This is a genomic window from Pectobacterium artocarpous (assembly GCF_046159765.1).
Lineage (GTDB): Bacteria > Pseudomonadota > Gammaproteobacteria > Enterobacterales > Enterobacteriaceae > Pectobacterium.
The window spans coordinates 1-17,332 of record NZ_JBJXVK010000037.1; the positions used below are offsets into that span (position 1 = coordinate 1).

At 47.6% G+C, this 17,332-nt stretch carries 18 protein-coding genes and 1 pseudogene; 13 read left to right on the top strand and 6 right to left on the bottom strand.

The genetic code is table 11. The annotated features are described in order from the left end of the window. Window positions 1-833 (top strand): tyrosine-type recombinase/integrase (locus ACKQAD_RS19095; protein ID WP_409161588.1); only part of this gene is annotated, 833 nt, incomplete at its 5' end. Between the two features lie 105 nt (window positions 834-938). On the opposite strand, the gene ACKQAD_RS19100 is transcribed toward ACKQAD_RS19095, so the two are convergent. Then, window positions 939-1,133, bottom strand: a complete 195-nt coding sequence (locus tag ACKQAD_RS19100) for a YlcI/YnfO family protein (protein ID WP_010299634.1) — start codon at window positions 1,131-1,133, stop codon at window positions 939-941. Between the two features lie 185 nt (window positions 1,134-1,318). Between ACKQAD_RS19100 and ACKQAD_RS19105 the strand changes: the two genes are divergently transcribed. Then, complete coding sequence (locus ACKQAD_RS19105; RefSeq protein WP_409161589.1) at window positions 1,319-1,660, top strand: hypothetical protein; 342 nt, start codon at window positions 1,319-1,321, stop codon at window positions 1,658-1,660. Window positions 1,661-2,252: 592 nt separating this feature from the next. Here ACKQAD_RS19105 and ACKQAD_RS19110 read toward each other — a convergent pair. Then, entirely contained in the window at window positions 2,253-2,423 is a 171-nt protein-coding gene (locus tag ACKQAD_RS19110) for a hypothetical protein (RefSeq protein ID WP_409161590.1), read from the bottom strand. 141 nt (window positions 2,424-2,564) lie between these two features. Here ACKQAD_RS19110 and mobC point away from each other — a divergent pair, with 141 nt between their 5' ends. The 5 genes from mobC (at window position 2,565) to ACKQAD_RS19135 (ending at window position 5,458) form a co-directional block, all read left to right on the top strand. Beyond that, on the top strand, window positions 2,565-3,308 hold the full coding sequence (mobC, locus tag ACKQAD_RS19115) for a MobC family replication-relaxation protein (protein ID WP_409161591.1): 744 nt from the start codon (window positions 2,565-2,567) through the stop codon (window positions 3,306-3,308). Between the two features lie 58 nt (window positions 3,309-3,366). After that, window positions 3,367-3,585 carry a type II toxin-antitoxin system antitoxin CcdA gene (gene ccdA, locus ACKQAD_RS19120; protein ID WP_409161592.1) on the top strand — a complete coding sequence of 73 codons (219 nt, stop codon included), beginning with the start codon at window positions 3,367-3,369 and terminating at the stop codon, window positions 3,583-3,585. 2 nt (window positions 3,586-3,587) lie between these two features. Continuing rightward, window positions 3,588-3,854 carry a CcdB family protein gene (locus tag ACKQAD_RS19125; RefSeq protein ID WP_409161593.1) on the top strand — a complete coding sequence of 89 codons (267 nt, stop codon included), beginning with the start codon at window positions 3,588-3,590 and terminating at the stop codon, window positions 3,852-3,854. A 258-nt stretch (window positions 3,855-4,112) separates the two neighbouring features. Continuing rightward, complete coding sequence (locus tag ACKQAD_RS19130) at window positions 4,113-5,105, top strand: GAF domain-containing protein (RefSeq protein ID WP_409161594.1); 993 nt, start codon at window positions 4,113-4,115, stop codon at window positions 5,103-5,105. A gap of 128 nt (window positions 5,106-5,233) precedes the next feature. Then, window positions 5,234-5,458: a hypothetical protein gene (locus tag ACKQAD_RS19135; RefSeq protein ID WP_256553869.1), complete on the top strand. Its 225-nt coding sequence runs from the start codon at window positions 5,234-5,236 to the stop codon at window positions 5,456-5,458. A 245-nt stretch (window positions 5,459-5,703) separates the two neighbouring features. Here ACKQAD_RS19135 and ACKQAD_RS19140 read toward each other — a convergent pair whose 3' ends face one another. Then, entirely contained in the window at window positions 5,704-6,192 is a 489-nt protein-coding gene (locus tag ACKQAD_RS19140; RefSeq protein ID WP_409161595.1) for a GNAT family N-acetyltransferase, read from the bottom strand. Next, window positions 6,189-6,482 carry a type II toxin-antitoxin system TacA family antitoxin gene (locus ACKQAD_RS19145; protein WP_409161596.1) on the bottom strand — a complete coding sequence of 98 codons (294 nt, stop codon included), beginning with the start codon at window positions 6,480-6,482 and terminating at the stop codon, window positions 6,189-6,191. The genes ACKQAD_RS19140 and ACKQAD_RS19145 overlap by 4 nt, the downstream gene beginning before the upstream one ends. Before the next feature lie 418 nt (window positions 6,483-6,900). Between ACKQAD_RS19145 and ACKQAD_RS19150 the strand changes: the two are divergent. Beyond that, window positions 6,901-8,159: pseudogene (locus tag ACKQAD_RS19150) on the top strand (tyrosine-type recombinase/integrase). A 905-nt stretch (window positions 8,160-9,064) separates the two neighbouring features. Here the strand turns inward: ACKQAD_RS19150 and ACKQAD_RS19155 are convergent. Continuing rightward, a complete protein-coding gene (locus ACKQAD_RS19155) occupies window positions 9,065-9,286 on the bottom strand; it encodes a helix-turn-helix domain-containing protein (protein WP_121296205.1) in 222 nt (73 codons plus the stop codon). A 120-nt stretch (window positions 9,287-9,406) separates the two neighbouring features. Between ACKQAD_RS19155 and ACKQAD_RS19160 the strand changes: the two genes are divergently transcribed. Both ACKQAD_RS19160 and ACKQAD_RS19165 read left to right on the top strand, forming a co-directional pair. Continuing rightward, window positions 9,407-9,667 carry a helix-turn-helix domain-containing protein gene (locus tag ACKQAD_RS19160; protein WP_039477842.1) on the top strand — a complete coding sequence of 87 codons (261 nt, stop codon included), beginning with the start codon at window positions 9,407-9,409 and terminating at the stop codon, window positions 9,665-9,667. A 103-nt stretch (window positions 9,668-9,770) separates the two neighbouring features. Further along, the gene (locus tag ACKQAD_RS19165; RefSeq protein WP_080164060.1) at window positions 9,771-10,037 is read left to right on the top strand and encodes a helix-turn-helix domain-containing protein; all 267 of its coding nucleotides are present in this window, start codon (window positions 9,771-9,773) and stop codon (window positions 10,035-10,037) included. A gap of 704 nt (window positions 10,038-10,741) precedes the next feature. Here the strand turns inward: ACKQAD_RS19165 and ACKQAD_RS19170 are convergent. After that, window positions 10,742-12,937: an AAA family ATPase gene (locus ACKQAD_RS19170; RefSeq protein ID WP_409161597.1), complete on the bottom strand. Its 2,196-nt coding sequence runs from the start codon at window positions 12,935-12,937 to the stop codon at window positions 10,742-10,744. A gap of 198 nt (window positions 12,938-13,135) precedes the next feature. Here ACKQAD_RS19170 and ACKQAD_RS19175 point away from each other — a divergent pair, with 198 nt between their 5' ends. The 3 genes from ACKQAD_RS19175 (at window position 13,136) to ACKQAD_RS19185 (ending at window position 17,331) form a co-directional block, all read left to right on the top strand. Further along, window positions 13,136-13,753 carry a DUF6088 family protein gene (locus tag ACKQAD_RS19175; RefSeq protein WP_409161598.1) on the top strand — a complete coding sequence of 206 codons (618 nt, stop codon included), beginning with the start codon at window positions 13,136-13,138 and terminating at the stop codon, window positions 13,751-13,753. Then, window positions 13,753-14,820, top strand: a complete 1,068-nt coding sequence (locus ACKQAD_RS19180) for a nucleotidyl transferase AbiEii/AbiGii toxin family protein (protein ID WP_409161599.1) — start codon at window positions 13,753-13,755, stop codon at window positions 14,818-14,820. The genes ACKQAD_RS19175 and ACKQAD_RS19180 overlap by 1 nt, the downstream gene beginning before the upstream one ends. Window positions 14,821-15,003: 183 nt before the next feature. Beyond that, a complete protein-coding gene (locus ACKQAD_RS19185) occupies window positions 15,004-17,331 on the top strand; it encodes a tellurite resistance TerB family protein (protein WP_409161600.1) in 2,328 nt (775 codons plus the stop codon). Window position 17,332 lies beyond the last annotated feature (1 nt).

Genomic DNA, 17,332 nt, shown 5'->3' on the forward strand with positions numbered 1-17,332 from the left:
ATCTGGCGCAGTTGGTTAAGGCGATTGACGATAAAGGCGTGCATGACGTCGCTGGGCGAGTGCGCCAGCATCTGACCAAAATCATGCGTCATGCCGTCCAGCAGGGCGTGATTAAATATAATCCGGCTTACGATTTAGATGGCGTCGTGACCCCGGTGGTGACCCAACATCACCCCGCCCTGCCGCTGAAACGCTTGCCCGAACTGCTGGAGAAAATGGAAAACTACAAAGGCCGGATGCTCACCCGTCTGGCGCTGGAGCTGAACCTGCATGTGTTTCTGCGCTCCAGTGAACTACGGTTTGCCCGCTGGGATGAATTCAACCTGAAAGCGCATATCTGGAGCGTGCCCGCCCAGCGCGAAGCGGTAAACGGCGTGCGGTTCTCAGAGCGTGGCGCAAAAATGAAGGATGAACATCTGGTGCCGCTGTCACGGCAGGCAGTCGCCCTGCTGAAACAGATTCAGGCGATTTCCGGCAAGTCGGTCTTCGTTTTTCCGGGCGCACATACCCTGAACAAGCCAATGAGTGAAAACACCATCAACAAGGCGCTGCGCGTGATTGGCTACGACACCAAAACCGAGGTATGCGGCCACGGTTTCAGAACCATGGCCTGTAGCGCCCTGAATGAATCCGGACGCTGGTCAAAGGACGCCATCGAGCGACAGATGAGTCACAAAGAGCGCAACGGCGTGCGGGCGGCCTACGTGCATAAAGCGGAGCATCTGGAAGCCAGAATCGAAATGATGCAGTGGTGGTCGGATTATCTGGACGTCAACCGCGAGGGCTACGTCGCGCCGTATATTTATGCACGAAGTTATACGGCGGCTGGCTAACGCGCTGCGCTTGTTGGCTCCTGACGGGCTTTCTATGTGATAGAAACCCCGTCAGGAGCGTTGTCGTAAAACCATTCGAGCATTCTGCCAAACGTTTCTTATACGTCAGGGTTTCACAGGCTTGTCGCGTTTTGGCGCTGCCAGTTTTCGGTTGCAAGCATCCAGAACCCAGGCTGAGAAATTAGCATCGGGATCTTCCGTTTTCTCCTGCGCAACGCTGGCGTTTATTTCTTCGATAAGCTCATGCGGGAAGCGAATTCCCTTTGTGGTTGAACGCTTGTTTTTAGAACCTGTAGGCATGCCGTTTTCCTTTCTCGCTGAACGCACACTATACAAGGAAAAATATTTTTAAACACGTTGACGTGTATGTGCACCTAGCGTTAAGGTGTATGAACACCAAGAGAAAATTCATGGTGAAAAACGAAACCCGGCAGTGCGCTAACACTAACCGGGCTTCTGACCACAACATTATGAGGACTAATGCTATGGCTGACACCAATAGTAACACGGGCTCGTCTTATCAATCACTGCCGGATTATGAGAACCGTTACTCCGCCATGAGTGCCGCGCTGGCGCGTCTGGACTTTTCACACATGGACAATGACGAACTCTCGCAGGTCACAGAATATTGCGCCGAAACACAGGCCGGGCTTTGCCATTGCCTGAATTTCATTGGTGATGCGCTGATTACCTTTGCCGATAATGACGTGTGCGAATCGACACCAGAAAGCCTGTGCCAGTTGGGACACGGGCTAACCGCAATCAGTTTACTCATCCCTGCCCTTACCACGATGCACAAACGCGCACATTCACTCACCGCCAGATAGCCATCTGAACATCACCAGCCTGATTAAAGCTCTGCCGTTAGGTCAGAGCTTTTTTGCGTCCGACGCTGAATAACAATAACTATTCCCATCCAATATTGAGTTGTTTGCAGGCAGCCTCCTCCTTTCCCGATAGTCTCCTCTACGGGCTAATTCCAGCATGGGAGAAGACATGCCAGCATGTTTTATTTTCGCAACGCTGACCGCGCTCAACAGACCATTCAGCAACAACACAGAACGCGACGGGGTTAGGCGGTTGAATACCTGCGCCTCGCGGGCATTCAACCGTGGCGTGAGGCGAGTAAATTCAATTTCGCAGAAATTGCTAATTTGCGTCGCCCGAACCCACCGGCGAGCGTTTCTCCCAGGGGAAACCGAGCAGGCCGGGGGGAGCCGAATAAATTTTGCCGCCCCAGCGAGCAAAAAGACGCGCCCACGCGTCGGTTTATTTGGGGGGCTTCAGCCCCGCACACCGTCGTGGCTAAGTCTCCGGCCACCAGCCGGTAGCGAGGCGCGACTACCCGTTTTGAAGGCGTTTTCCCATTTTTTCGCTGACCGGAACGGGCAAAAGAAAAAGTGGGCTAAAAACGGCGTCTCAAAGGGGGTAGTCGCGCGTAGCGTGCGACGGTGTGCCGTTGTTGACGTTGGGGGTTTTGGCGTGGCGTCCAGCCGCGACATTACCCTCATGCGACAGGCAATAAGGGCGTCCAGCCCGCATGAACTGGCGCACGCCGTTCTGTGCCGGGAAAGGTATTTTCCGGCGCATGGCTGCAAAGCTGCCACCTCTTTATCCCCACAAGATCGCCTCATGACGTCGACTCATGCCAGTGGGCGAAGGTATGCGCCCATGTAATGAGGCGATAAAGCCGAAAGAGCAAACACCCCAGTAAAATGCGAAGGAGGAACCATGCTGATTTCTGATTACCGTGAACGCCGGGCGCGTAGTCACGAAAAAATGCGACTTCTGCTCACCTTTCTGAAAGAAGAAACCTACAGCGACTTTAAAACGTTGATGCTGCTTTTTGATTATAAAAATCACAAGCCGCTTTATCTGTTGCTGGCAAAAGCCATCGACATGGGATTGATCCAAAAGCATGAAATAAACACCAGAATGGTGAAAATCGCTCTGTGGGGGATCACCAATGACGGATTATCCGTTGTTGCCACACCCCATGAGGATGGTTTTCCTGCACGGTTTGAGCCCTCGAAAGTCACTGGCTGGACACTGATACAGCGCCTTGATCGTCAGCTAGCGCGGCTCCTTCTGGAAAAGAAAGGCGCTTATGGGTGGATCAGCGGCGCTGATTCAACATTCCGCAGCCGCTATGAGGTATATCATCGCCCGGCCGGGGTGATAACGTTACCAGACGGAACCGTCATCGCCGTTGAGACTGAGCGACATCTGAAAACCAAGGCCCGTTATCAGGCGATAATCACCCAGCATTTGATAACTCGTACTCAAAAACGTTGGATGTACGTCTTCTACATCGTGCCCGATCCGCAGATAAAGCGAGCTATTGAACGGATGTTCAATAGCGTGAAATACGCCATCGTTAATCATCAGCGTATCCCGCTGGAAGCGAAGCACCGCAATGTTTTTCGGGTTTATACGGTTGATGAGTTGAAGGGGTTGGATTTGAATCTTGGCTAATTGCTGAACAACCACACGAAGTATATACTCAGAGTGTGCATAAAAGAGGATCACTATCATGAAACACCGCGTCAGCGTTACCGTGGACAAAGACAATTATCAGATTCTGAGTGCTGCCGGAGTCAATATTTCCGGGCTGGTGAATGATGCCATTGGCAAAGAAGCCCGCCGCATCAGGGCTGAAGAGTGGAAGAAGGATAATCGCGAAGGGATGGAAGAAGTCGCCCGATTTATCGCACAGCATGGCTCGTTCGCAGATGAAAACAGGAACTGGTGATCATGCAATTCATTGTTTATCAATACAAAAGAGCCAGTCACTACAAAATGTTTGTCGATGTGCAGAGTGATATTGTCGAGACACCAAAGCGACGTATGGTCATTCCGCTTATCGAATCACATCACCTGTCTGAGAAAGTGAATAAAACGCTGTTCCCTCAACTTCGCATTAATGCCGAGTATGCCGATGAGATTAAGGATAATATTAATCAATGGAGAGCAGATCACAGCATCCTCATAAGCCATATTAGCATGTTAAAAGATATCTAAAAGTTAATGCTTCGGTTTACTGGGATACTTACAGTACAGTATCGCTCAATCCCGTTGATAATTTATTTCTTTTCTGAGGTTGTCAGATAGCCCAATCCTGACTAGTTTTCCTTCAAGAGATCGACTATTTTGCAATAGTAACTTAGCTTGCATTGACAAATTAGTATTCGATACATATATAATTATGCCAATATTTTAAAAATAGAACTTATGTTCCACTAGAACTATGAATTTACATCTAACAATAAGGAATAAATAATGGAATTGGATAACATCCACAAAATAATTAAAAGAAACCAGTTTAAAAATGCTAAATTCTCGAATTACTTTGTCGGTTTTTTTTCAATTTGGAACGCATTTATAATCCCTGTGATTTTAGGGGTTGGAATATCTTACCTATTTCAGTTTCAGGGTAAGTTGAATGAAATACCAAACTACTATATAGCATTTTATGTTCTCATATTTATTATCCATATAATAATAAGCTTTTCTTTCCTTTATTTAGACAGACGAGAGGATACAAGTTTTCATTTAGAATCTGTTATCAATGAATATAATGATTTAGCGAATAAATTTAATAATCTAACAACAAGATCACTCAACCAAATCGAACTGCACCAAACTCAAAAAGCTGTAATACACTTCACAACTTTATTAATAAAAGATAAGCTCAGCATAATGGCAGAGAAAGCTCAGTCTCAGAACTTAACGCATGAAAATGTAACAACTGATACACGTGCTTTTTTTAAAACTGTCTTAGGTTTCTTATCATCTAAACGAGAAGTTTTATTTGGTTATAAAAGTGAAAGTAAATTTAATATAGCCCTTTACCTTTATGATTCATCTAGTGACTTATTAACGGTCAAAGCTAGGTTATGCGATGATAGATTACAAAAGCGTAATCGTTCTTGGAAAAGTGGATTTGGGCATGTTGGCCTTACACATTTACATAAAGAAATAAAAATATGCCCAGATATTACTAAAAGCTCAGAACTAAAAAGTGACGATGATAATGATAATATAAATTACAGATCTTTTCTATCTGTCCCCATAATGTCACCTGACAAAACACCGGCAGATGAATGTATTGGCGTTCTAGTACTCACTAGTGCTGATGCAAATCAATTTAAAATTGATAGGGACGGAGATTTTTTATTAACGTTTAGTTATTTGCTGACAATATATGTTGACAGCATGGTAAAAATATATACGCATGAAGCAATTGAAGAGCAACCCGATGAACCTGAGTAGCAAATGGAACCAGCCAAGATATGACATAAACTGCAAAAAAGTTGAACCATAAGTTGACTAGTTTTAACACAACAATCTATACTCAGAATGTTAAGGATAAAATTCCCTTGACTTCAAAGAGGTAAAATATGAACAATAAAAACAAGTACTTAGAAATGATGCGGCCTAAGGGAAATCTTGAGGAAGGATATGCCATTAGTAACAAATTTGATAGAGCCTTTTCTCAACAAGCATCCGAACATAACAAGGATAATGTTGCAGAAATGATGGATACTTGGATTGATAAGAATATTGATCGCGACAAAAGATCCATAGTTCAAGGAATGAGCGCTGCGAAATTAATAAAAATATAGTTTATTTGCAATGCTGTATAATTACGGCATTGCTTCTTTTATAGATATTAATAAAATTAAAAATAAATTTATAATGCTGTTATTATATCATTTCCTCTTTGCTGCAAACCACGGCGTTACAAACTATTAATTTTTTGAAAACTTCCCGAAATGCTGATAATGTAAAATTAAGGAGATTACATACATACAAATTTTATCTTCGTATTCTTTTTAATCAATCCCTCACTGTAAGTAATCATTTCAAGTTAAATACTCTCAACCAAATCCCCCAACGTAATCATCAACATCATCGGATCTATCGGTGAAGGCTCAAATCCCACACGCAGGTAAAATTCCCGCGCTTCATCAAACAGCGCATGAACCAGCATCCCACGAATGCCAATAGTATCCGCCACCTGAATCACCCGTAGCCCCGCATCCCTTACCAGCGCCCGGCCAACGCCCTGACCATGCAATGATTTATCTACCGCCAGCCTCCCCAACACCACGACCGGAATCGGATCGGGCATATTGCGGCGAAAGCGTCCGGGGGCAGCATTCGTTGCTACAGCACTGGAAGCCAATGAATAATACGCCAACACTTTTGAACCATCGCAACTGACGAAAGTTCGTGATGCGCCAGTGGCCTGATTTTTCATCGCCCGTAGTTTTAGCCAGTTGTCCATAGACTCCACGCCGCAACAGAATGAGGATAGTACATGTTCGGCGTGGAGTGGCTCAGGAGCGGAGATCATTTTTTCTGTTCCCACGGTGCAGGCGTTTGCATGGTTTTTCGTAGTGCGGCATTTGGTGCAGGAGCCTGATCCAAGCGGGCAAGGAATTGCTGATAAGCATCGGGATCTGCCATGATGATGCGTTGATCGATCAACGCTTCCTCTGCGGCGGCGCGAGCAGCTTCAAGGACAAAATCAGTACGGTTTTTTCCTCTGGCCTTCGCAGCGCGATCAATCAGATCGCGTTCGGCGGGCTTGATGCGTAAATTCAATGTTTCGCGTTTAACAGAAACGCTGTTCGTCGCTGGCATGATGTTATCCTCCTGCCTACTATCTGGATATTAATCATACAGCAAACGTAACGCTAATGTCATTACGATTTATCGGCATCGTAGGGAATCGAACCAAAGGAACGAACCGGGCATTTCTTTATCGCATGCGTCCCATCATTCTGATCTATCTATAAAAACACGGGTCAACCTACGGGTCTTGACAATAGCCACGGTTAAAATTTATGCTACATTTCAACTTAATAGAAAGCTGAATGATCCCGAGTCCGGGCACCATATTTTTGTTTTGGGACGTTCCTATACGTCCGGGAACATAGAAAAATCAGTGAGTTGATGAAAATCTGGAGTACCTCAAGGTACTACCAGATTTTTTGACATCCGTAGTTTTTGGGGGCTTAATTGGGGGCCTGTCGGTTCGATAAACTACGGAGCCCCCACCATGCCTCTGACTGATACCGCCATCCGCAACGCCAAACCGCTCGATAAACCTTACAAACTCAGCGACGCGCAGGGTCTGTACCTGCTAATTAAACCTAACGGTTCCAAGCTCTGGCATCTTAAGTACCGCTTCGGCGGCAAGGAGAAGAAGCTGGCGTTTGGCGCTTACCCGACTGTCTCGCTTGCCAGTGCCCGTAAACTGCGTGAAGAAGCCCGAACTATTCTCAGCGCAGGGGACGATCCCGGCGTAAAAAACAGCACGACAAACAGGCGAAGAAAAACGGCAATACCTTTGAAGCCATCGCTCGTCAGTGGGTGGCCGCGAACATTCGCTGGAGTGAGGCACACGCCGCCAAAGTCCTGCGCTCACTGGAACTGCACGTTTTCCCGCTCATCGGCAATGTCCTTGTCACCGACCTGAAAACCGCCAACCTGCTGATCCCACTGCGGGTAGCGGAGAAAAAGGGTTGTCTGGAAACGGCTGCACGGATACAGCAACGCACGACAGTCATCATGCGTTACGCCGTACAGGAAGGACTGATTGCCAGCAATCCGGCCAATGACCTCTGCGGCGCGATCACCCCGCCGCCGAAAAATCATTACCCTGCCCTACCGCTGGAAAAGTTGCCGGAACTGCTGGAAAGAATAGAAGGCTATTCAGGCAGACTGCTAACAAGGTTGGCGGTACAGCTTAATTTGCTGATCTTTATCCGCTCCAGTGAATTGCGTTTTGCCCGTTGGGTAGAGATCGATCTGGATAACGCTATGTGGACACTTCCCGCACAGCGGGAGCCTATCGCTGGCGTGCGTCACTCAGAGCGCGGCGCAAAAATGAAAACGCCGCATCTGGTGCCGCTGTCAAAACAGGCGGTAACGGTACTGAAGCAGCTAAAACTGTTGTCCGGCAACGGGGAATTACTCTTTCCCGGCGATCACGATGCCCGTAAGCCAATGAGTGAGAACACCATCAACAAGGCGCTGCGCACAATGGGTTATGACACACAGGTGGATATCTGCGGACATGGCTTCCGCACGATAGCGTGTAGTGCGTTGATCGAATCAGGTCGCTGGTCAAAAGATGCTGTGGAGCGGCAGATGAGCCATCAGGAGCGCAATCACGTTCGTGCCGCCTATATTCACAAAGCGGAACACCTCGACGAACGGACTCAGATGATGCAATGGTGGTCAGATTATCTCGATGCCTGCCAGCATCAATTCATCCCGGCTTACCGTTTTGAGAAGTCGATTAAGGTTGCCTGAGCCAGACTGATACACCGATGGAATAAGTCGCTTCTAATCGAACAGAGGCGGCTTATCTTGTTTCTCTACGCCGCTGTTGTATCAGGGCTGAGGCGGAGCGCAGCAGAGCGAGCACCGAACATCCCTGATACAACAGCGGGATTCTGTCATCATCAAAATTACCCGTGTTTACAAGGACAAGCGATATGACAGGCCGCCCTTGTATGGCTTTTTAATGGATGCGAACAGCAGAAATTAAAAAGTGGCGTGAGGCGAATAAATTCCATTTCGTAGAAATGGCTAATTTGCGTCGCCCGAACCCACCCGCGAGCGTTTCCCCCAAGGGAAACCGAGCAGGCCGGGGGGAGCCGAATAAATTTTGCCGCCCCAGCGAGCAAAAAGACGCGCCCACGCGTCGGTTTATTTGGGGGGCTTGCCCCGCACACCGTCGCCGCTAAGCCTCCGGCCACAAGCCGGTAGCGTGGCGCGACCAACCCATTTAAAGCAGCGTTTCCCGTTATTTCGCACCGAGCTTGCGAGAAAGAGAAATAACAGGCTAAAACGTGCGTCTTAAAGGGGTTGGTCGCGCGTAGCGCGCGACGGTGTGCCGCCGTTGACCTTGGGGGTAATGTCGTGGCGTCCAGCCACGACATTACCCCCATGCGACAGGCAATAAGGGCGTCCAGCCCGCATGAACTGACGCACGCCGTTTTGTGTCGGGAAATGTATTTTCCGGCATATTGCTGCATTGCTGCCACCGCATTCGCCCCACGCGCTCGCCGCATACATTCGCCCCATACCATGGGGCGAAGTCATGGGGTGAGGGTATGGGGCGAACAACAAAAGTAAACTGTCGCGCTTCGCTTGCCTTCTCCCGAACCGTTACCGACCTAGTTCGATAACGGTTCGGGAGATCCTGTTTTACTTTAACGATCCTCTGACTTGCGGTAACGGGAAGGCCAGATTTCCGCAGGCGAAACCCCCAACGCTTCCGCAATCAGCTTTTCCCCTTTCGGCCAGTGTTTTGTTAACGCGTTTGCCAGCGTGGAAGACGCTAACCCCGCTTCTCGGGAAACGGCCGACAATGTTGTTCCTTTCTTTCTTAACCCGGCGATGATATCTGCCGGGTGCCAATCCTTATCAATCATCTCCATGATCCTTATTTTGTGGCCTCACATTAAACATCATTTGTTCAGATAGTCTAAACAACCACGATGTTAAGTAATGCTAAACACTAAGTCAATGTATGATCATTGATGGTGTAATGAATGCTGCCTACTCGTCTCAAAGCCGCCCGACTACGGGCTAATCTAACTCAGGAAAAATTGGGAGTTCTTGCAGGCATTGAAGAAGAAACTGCGCGTTCCCGCGTGTCTCAGTATGAAGGTGGGATACATCGTCCAACATTTGAAATGATGTGCGCATTTGCAAAGGTACTTAATGTGCCGGAATGCTACTTTTACACCGTTAACGATGATTTTGCTGAGATGGTTCTGGAGCTTTACCTTAAACATCAGAGTCATTCTTAACGAATGCAAGTAAATCCCCTCCTCGATTGTTCAGGAAGTCTAAGCAACCTACATGTAAAGTAGTGCTAAACATGCTATCAATATCCTTATTGATGGTGCCATCATGTTGCCCATTCGCCTTAAAACGGCTCGTTTACAAGCCAATCTCACTCAAGAAAAGCTAGGCGTACTGGCTGGCATTGAAGAAGCCACTGCACGATCACGCATATCCCAATATGAAAGCGGTATACATCGCCCAACATTTGAGATGATGTGCGCGTTTGCTAAAGTGCTTAATGTGCCGGAGTGTTATTTTTATACGGTTGATGATGATTTTGCTGAGGTTATTTTAAAGTTACATAATGGTGAAATAGTTCAGTGGGAAAAATAAATTAGTCCATATAATTATTTTGAAAATTAAACTAATAATATGGAAAATGATTGTTTTAACTACCACCTAAGAAACCAATCTTATTGGTGGTGGAACCGATCGGAATTGGTCTTACCGGCCTTACTGGACACCGGCGCGTTTTGCGACGCCTCCGCCCGGCCCACCATTGAGATGCAGCCGGATGAACGACATAAAAAAGACGCAAAGCGCGTCATATGTCGCCAGTAAGGAATATCTTCAGGAGACCAATCCCGGCACCTGAATTTGCAGGTGCCAAGAAAAGATACCGCGTTTGGTTTTGCCAGACAAGGAATTTTCGGGGGGCCCATTACACTTCTCTGAACAATAATGCCAGCAGAAAAACAGTGACTGAATTTGCTCCAATACAAAAACACGACCATCTCAATCAATTGTTATTCAAAGCAAAGATTGAATCATCAGATGAAATCGCCTACGATAGCGAAAGCCATCCCCCCGGGATCCTTAGCCTCTACACGATAGTCATGCTCGTACGAGGTGTGCGGGGCTCACCGACAGCTTGTCGGTGTCGAAAGAAAGGAGCCCGGTATGAAACAGAAAACTGTGCTGGTTCACCAGTATCTGCGTTTCCGTTTTGGTCGCTGGGAGCACGTGTGTCAGCACATGCGCTCTTTGCCGAACTGCTAACGGTTAATCCCGGGGTGATGGCTCTCTTCTATTGTTAATCAGGCCGCTTGTGTTGTCTTTTCCATCATTGATGTGTAATGTTCTTCATCTTTCGCTGCCTCGAATACTTTCTTAAACCAGGCAAGATAGCGTTCAACCGAAGCCCCCTCATGAAGAGAGATATTGCGGGCATCCTGGTGAGAATGACGGTTCAGGTAACGAGCAAATATACGGAAACCTGGTTCGCCTTCAGGTCCGCTGGCCAGTGTTTCAAGCGCCCGGTGAAGCGTTTCACTTTTCCCCGAAAAACCAAAGTAGTACTCAAGTATTTGCCGCATCGTATTTGGGATCACCACACTGGCAATGTCATCTTTTTGGGCGTGGCGTAAGACATACCATAGTGCCTGATAGTCGTTCAGTAATTCTTTTTCGGAAACAAGGGAAGCAGAACTATGTAAGGATTTGGATACCCGATAAAGCGTCCATTCTGGTGGGCAAGAACCCGCTGCCCTTTTCTTACGTTCCGCAGAAAGCAGTAACTCCTGAAAGAAAAACAGACTGTGCGTCAGAATAATCACTTTCTCAGCAATTCTGGCACGTATAACCTGATGCTGGATCAACGAAGCAATTTCAAAAACATAGTTTTGCGACAGGCTGGATATAGGATCATCAATGACAATTAAACGTTTTCGTTGGTCATTGTCATCACGACTTTTCCTCCCTGTGCAAGTCTCCAGAAAATAGAGAAAAGCAATCAGTGTTTTTTCACCTTCACTCAGACTACCAAAAACAGGCGTATCGCAGTTCTCACCTTCCCTCACCAGACGATAATCATCCCGATCGTCATAGGGAGCAATGCGGAATCCAGTGATCCCAAGGCTATCCAAACTGTGATTAATACGTTCAATCGTTTCCTGCGTATTGACGATCAGGCTGGATTTATCGCGAATGATTGCGTTCAGCGTATCAAGCTGGGCCGTAATTTCATCCCGAGACACCGTTAATTTTGCTAATTTTTCAGCAAGTTCTGCTAGTTGTTCATCATGGTTAATTATCGTATCGGTAGCCAGCTTTCGGATATGACCGAGTAACCTCTGTTTCAGCCTTACCCGTTCAGTCTGATAATTTTCAGCCTTTCGGTTATGTTCACTTATTACTGCATTAATACTGACTATCTGCACAGAGACATTGCCAGTAAGAACAGAAAGATCCTCAACAGCAATCGGCACAGAGGGTGATGTTAATTTCTCATCGATATGCAATTTATTTCTTTGATACGCCTGTTCCAGTTCAAGCAAACAGAGATAAACAGGATGTTCCTGATCAACTAACGGACACGCTTTTATTAACTGACGCATATGTTCGGGTTTATCGTGCCAGAGTTGATATCGCGCCTGAAGTTCCCGCAACTGGTCCATCGCGGCTTCCCATGAGGTATCAAAAAGGGCAGTGATTTCCTGTTGAAGTTGCCGGGCATCTATCGGCGTTTGACAAAATGGGCAAATGTCATCACTCAGCCACTGCTGTCCACTTCTCACCCAGTCAATGTTGCCTAATTGGTTAATTGCGGCAGCAAGACGGCTATCACCTGCTGGAATAAGAGGTTGCATCAATAGCGCAATATCACTTTCATTCAAAGGGGATGCTGGCAATGCTTCGAGCAAAGCGTAAGGGTTGCCTTTACTGGCCTCAAGTCGGTGTAGTTCTTTGTTTAATTCCTGCGTCGAAGTCTCTTCAACTTCAGTGTGTTCAAGGATGGTTTGATAAAGTTTGTCGGTCTGTTTAGTTCCAACCATCAAATCCCATAAATCTGTTTTTCTGATTTCTGCGGTAGAACTATAAATCTGTTTCGCAGAACCATTTTTAATGTTTTCTTCCATACCCTCAACGTCGCGTTTTTGCACGTCCAAAGCATCACGCCGGGCAAACAAAACTTTACTCTCCGCTTCCAGAGCATCTATTTCCGTTTTTATTTCTGCATTTTCACTGTTTAAAGTAAAAACACCAGGCTGAGAAGGTTGACTGAAAATATCGTCTACGTACTCCTGATTAAACACCAGGTAGTTCATATCCAATGGCGGTTGCAGGCTGCACTGGCTGTAATCTGGTCGACCATGCTTATAAAAGTAACTAGAAACGGTTGATTTTCCTGAGCCGTTTTGTCCATAGATAAGAGTGACATACTTACTCAAGTCGAACTCCACTGGCTTTTCACCCTGATAACTGCGAACGCCGTGGATGGAGAGAATGGTCATACTATATCCTTATCACCGCTTGCTGTATGTGGGTATTTTATCGCCGGAATTCCCTACAGCAAGCTACCTCACTGATATCTGCCATTTTAAACATTGTCATAGAATGAATTTTACTGACATTTTTTAGGTTATACTCCTTGCTATACAATGGATATAATGAAAGTACATATCAATGAAAACGTCAGTACAGGAGAATCAATGTCTGTTGCCGCTCTGGCCCGCCAGCGGGTTCACCGCATGAAGCGGGGCATCCCCTTTTCCATCAGCGGATTTTATTCGCTGGGAAGCCGTGCGTCGGTACAACAGGCAATGAGCCGTCTGGTCAAAGAAGGCCTGCTGATCCGGGTTGAACGCGGTTTCTACTCCCGGCCAAAGCCGTTGAAAAATCTTCCATCCGTAAACGTTGTCGCCAGCGCCAACGATGTTGCCGCCGCATGGGCAAAAGAGCGCGGTTACAAAATCACCCTTCAGGGACTGGAAGCCGCTTACCGGTTAGGACTGCAAACGCAGGCGCCGATTAAACGCATCTACTGGTCAAACGGCCCTACGCGAGAGTTCCGCGTCGGCAATGAGTTGGTACGGATCCAGCATAAATCAGCAAGTCGGTTACGTTGGCTGAACCGGCCTGAAGGAGAGCTGATGCGCGGTTTGCTGAGTCTGGATCAGCAACATACCCCACCGGAAACGCTGAAGAATGCTTTTCATCGGCTGAGCATCCCGTCCGCTAAAGCGCGACAGATTGCCGGGAAGTTAATGAATGAGCCTGCGCTTCACGCGTGGCGCCCGCAGCTGATAACGTTGCAAAAGGCGCTCTGATGGACATTTTTGATTACTACCGGAGCGCATCACAACGTCGCGAGCTTCAGGAAATCCTCTCTTACGCGGCGCAGCAGCATCCCTCCGGGCTGGGAGCCAGCTTTCTGGAAAAAGATCTCTGGGTAACGGAGATCCTTCGGCTACTTTTTAATGAGGATCTGCTGGGAGATTTATCTGTCGCGTTTAAAGGTGGAACGGCGTTAAGCAAATGCTGGAACGTGATTGAGCGTTTTTCTGAAGATATCGATCTTTCTGTTCACTGGGCCGATCTGGCAGGTCACTCAGAAGAGGAAGAACAGCAGGCATGGGAGCAAAGCACGCTAAATAACAGCCAGAATCGCCGGTTCAGAGAGCAGCAGCAAGAGCGCTTAACAGAATGGACAAACGCGCTGGCAGAACGGTTAAACCAACGCTTTCAGGCTTATGAAATTCCGGGCCTTGAAGCAAAAATGGAACCCGACAGCGGAGGCGAAAAAGTCGATATCTATTTCCCACGGGTGAAAGAAGACAGTATGGCCTATCAGCGCGATCATATTCTGCTGGAATTTGGCGGACGAAATCGTGGCAAGCCAACCGAGCTAATGCCTGTTGTGAGCTATCTGTCCGGGATTGCTGGAATGGATGTACTTCTGTTACCCGCCGCGACCGTAAACGCTTATGACACCGGTTATATTCTTTGGGAAAAGCTGACGGCGCTGCACCAGTTCTGCACGCAAATCAAAGCGCCAAATCCGGCCCGACTGGCACGCCACTGGTATGATGTGGATTGTCTGCTGCGTAATCATTTTGCCAGCCCCTATGAAACGCTGGAAGCCATGCGCAATGTGGTCGAGATGAAGCAACGTCGCTGGTCCGTGCCGGGCGTTGATTTTACTCAGGTCATTGTCGGAAACCTGCAACTGTTGCCTGACGATGCTGAACGATTCGCCGCGATCGCCGGGGATCATCAAACGGCAGTGGAAGGGGGAATGTTCTTTAGTGAGCCTGATGGATTTGCTGACATTGCTGATCGCCTTCGTCATTCGCAAGATGAAATCAATCGTTTTATGCGTGATTCACAGGTATAGCCTGACCCTGCCAATTGATCCCCCAGCCATATGGCATAATCCTTTTGAATAACAGGGTTTTTATGCTTGTACTCCAGCCCATTCGCGGTATCATTTTACGATCTCTCTTCCAGTTTTATGCTTACCGCCTTTGCCGCTCGTAGAACAATGCCGGGAAGCATTATCAGCGATTAAGGGCACGGAATGGGCTTCTGGATATTCGTTGTTGCACTGGCTGTTATCTGGCTTCTGTTTTCCAAAAAGAAAAAGTCGCCGCCTCCCAAAGTAAATAGCAAAATCATCACCAAAATAAATCATTCATCTCAACACAAATCTCTCAATCAACCAGCCAGCAGCGTGACAAATATGCATTCTCAGGCATCCGATGATGACGAATTGGCAACCTTTAGCTTTGTTAATGGACAGGCGGTTGAATACAGCACCAGCCACCAGCCATCGCGAGAAAGCGCCGCCCGTAGCAATACCACGCCAGCGCGATGGGTCAAACCGGGAGAAAGTATCACCATTCAAAACGTCGTCATTAATCACGGTTATTTTTATTTCGGCGGGCGGTTAAAAACACATTCATCAGGAGAATATGGCTATCTTTATAACGATGGCTCTGACGCTTCGCTGGTTAATGACGCTTTTCCCATCGAGCTTGGTTCACGGCATTATTATGATGAATCGCTGGGATACTGGCCCAGCTTTGCCACACTCACCCCTCGCTGCCGTGGCGCCTATCTTGACTGGCTGGCAAGCGATCGCAGCGATGCGAACTGCCCCGTTGGCTATGTTTTTATCTATTTTTACGGTCTGGAACGCCGCATACTAGCGGATGGCACACAAGAGGCTATTTCTGACGATGAATTCAAAGCATTATTCGAAGAGATATCACGCCTGAGAACCGTATTTCAGGCCAGCGGTTCCTTCCGGCATTATGCAACGCAGTTGCTGGAAATGATGATCATTCTCAGACCGAAGTTACTTTCTATACATACCGAAAACGAATATTTCTCGTCAAGGAGTTCATTACTGTTCAGACTGAATCTGGCGACGGTGGTTGAGAAAGGACAACCTGTTTGTGCCGATCTGGCACTGGCATGGATACACTATTTTCCTGATTACCCCCTGCGTACGCCTGCCCGTCGATGTCATGCTGAATTTTCCGCGTTATTCAAACAGCGTTATACCCAAAAATACGGTGACGGTATTGTCGTCAAACCCAATAAAACACGGTTGCATCTAAGCTATACCCCCGCCAGTGGTACGCTTCGGGAACTTCAGGTAAAAAAACAGATGGATCTTCCCGATCCCAGCGTTTTAAAAGCCCCAGTTCAGAAATTAATTTCTGTTGCAGAATCCTGTATCAACGCGCTGGATGCCTACAGTCGCTATCTCAGTAAAAAAGATGCCTCCGCAAGCGATGTCGCCGCCATCATGCTGCTTCCCGATGAAATACTGACCGAAGACGCAGAACACCTGTTTGCTGAATTTAAACATTGGGCAGATGATAAAATCCGTGACTATTCAGGACTGGCGACAGTAGCTGATTTCTGGGCCAGACTGGGTATGCCTGTACCGGATAAGATTAATAAGAAAGAAGCCGAGCTGATGCAAAATTTCGCCAGGCGAGCAGGCTACGGCATTGCGCCGGATATGCGCTATCACCTTGTCCGGCCAGAACCAGAAGGACATATTGTTTTATTTCCCGAAGGACATGCGGAATTCTACGTACCGTCGGCGGAATTTACATCAGTCTCTGTGGCGCTTCGGCTGGGCGCCATGATTGCACAAATGGACAAGCGCGTGGACGTTGCTGAACAGGCTGCGCTGGAGAGAACGATTAATCATAACGACGCGTTGTCACCAACAGAAAAACGTTCGCTGCACGCCTACCTCACCTGGCGGCTCAATACGCCTGCAAATCAGGCCGGCTTGAAAGGTAAAATTGAGCAGTTCAGCGATAAAGATAAGTCCACTATTGGCAACGTGATTATCAGCGTCGCCTGCGCGGATGGAAAAATCGATCCGGCTGAAATTAAGCAACTGGAAAAAATCTACGCCAGCCTTGGTCTGGACAGCAGTACCGTCACCAGCGATATCCACCGTCTGTCAACCGCAGAAACAACGCCGACGGCTACGTTACAAACCCCATCAGCGACGAGCGGCGCGTTTTCTCTTGATGAACGGATCCTTGCCCGTCATGAGTCTGATACCACGGACGTACGCCAGTTACTGAACACCATCTTCACCGAAGATGAACCCGCAGATGAATTCCCGGCGGAGATCCCGCCACACGCTGGCGCAGGTCTTGATGAAGCACATCACCAGCTTTACCAACGTTTGCTGGAAAAAGAGCGCTGGGCGCGAAACGAAGTCGCTGAGCTATGCCAGCAATTTAATTTGATGCTAAGCGGCGCGATTGAAGCAATTAATGACTGGTCTTTCGAACAGGTTGACGCCCCGGTGCTTGATGATGACGATGATATTTACGTTGACCTGGAAATTGCACAAGAACTCAAAGGATAAT

What these genes read in the sequence shown, in the direction of transcription:
- ACKQAD_RS19100 (WP_010299634.1), bottom strand. Translation starts at nt 1,133, where the DNA reads ATGCCTACAGGTTCTAAAAACAAGCGTTCAACCACAAAGGGAATTCGC.
- ACKQAD_RS19105 (WP_409161589.1), top strand. Translation starts at nt 1,319, where the DNA reads ATGGCTGACACCAATAGTAACACGGGCTCGTCTTATCAATCACTGCCG.
- ACKQAD_RS19110 (WP_409161590.1), bottom strand. Translation starts at nt 2,423, where the DNA reads ATGCGCCGGAAAATACCTTTCCCGGCACAGAACGGCGTGCGCCAGTTC.
- mobC (WP_409161591.1), top strand. Translation starts at nt 2,565, where the DNA reads ATGCTGATTTCTGATTACCGTGAACGCCGGGCGCGTAGTCACGAAAAA.
- ccdA (WP_409161592.1), top strand. Translation starts at nt 3,367, where the DNA reads ATGAAACACCGCGTCAGCGTTACCGTGGACAAAGACAATTATCAGATT.
- ACKQAD_RS19125 (WP_409161593.1), top strand. Translation starts at nt 3,588, where the DNA reads ATGCAATTCATTGTTTATCAATACAAAAGAGCCAGTCACTACAAAATG.
- ACKQAD_RS19130 (WP_409161594.1), top strand. Translation starts at nt 4,113, where the DNA reads ATGGAATTGGATAACATCCACAAAATAATTAAAAGAAACCAGTTTAAA.
- ACKQAD_RS19135 (WP_256553869.1), top strand. Translation starts at nt 5,234, where the DNA reads ATGAACAATAAAAACAAGTACTTAGAAATGATGCGGCCTAAGGGAAAT.
- ACKQAD_RS19140 (WP_409161595.1), bottom strand. Translation starts at nt 6,192, where the DNA reads ATGATCTCCGCTCCTGAGCCACTCCACGCCGAACATGTACTATCCTCA.
- ACKQAD_RS19145 (WP_409161596.1), bottom strand. Translation starts at nt 6,482, where the DNA reads ATGCCAGCGACGAACAGCGTTTCTGTTAAACGCGAAACATTGAATTTA.
- ACKQAD_RS19155 (WP_121296205.1), bottom strand. Translation starts at nt 9,286, where the DNA reads ATGATTGATAAGGATTGGCACCCGGCAGATATCATCGCCGGGTTAAGA.
- ACKQAD_RS19160 (WP_039477842.1), top strand. Translation starts at nt 9,407, where the DNA reads ATGCTGCCTACTCGTCTCAAAGCCGCCCGACTACGGGCTAATCTAACT.
- ACKQAD_RS19165 (WP_080164060.1), top strand. Translation starts at nt 9,771, where the DNA reads ATGTTGCCCATTCGCCTTAAAACGGCTCGTTTACAAGCCAATCTCACT.
- ACKQAD_RS19170 (WP_409161597.1), bottom strand. Translation starts at nt 12,937, where the DNA reads ATGACCATTCTCTCCATCCACGGCGTTCGCAGTTATCAGGGTGAAAAG.
- ACKQAD_RS19175 (WP_409161598.1), top strand. Translation starts at nt 13,136, where the DNA reads ATGTCTGTTGCCGCTCTGGCCCGCCAGCGGGTTCACCGCATGAAGCGG.
- ACKQAD_RS19180 (WP_409161599.1), top strand. Translation starts at nt 13,753, where the DNA reads ATGGACATTTTTGATTACTACCGGAGCGCATCACAACGTCGCGAGCTT.
- ACKQAD_RS19185 (WP_409161600.1), top strand. Translation starts at nt 15,004, where the DNA reads ATGGGCTTCTGGATATTCGTTGTTGCACTGGCTGTTATCTGGCTTCTG.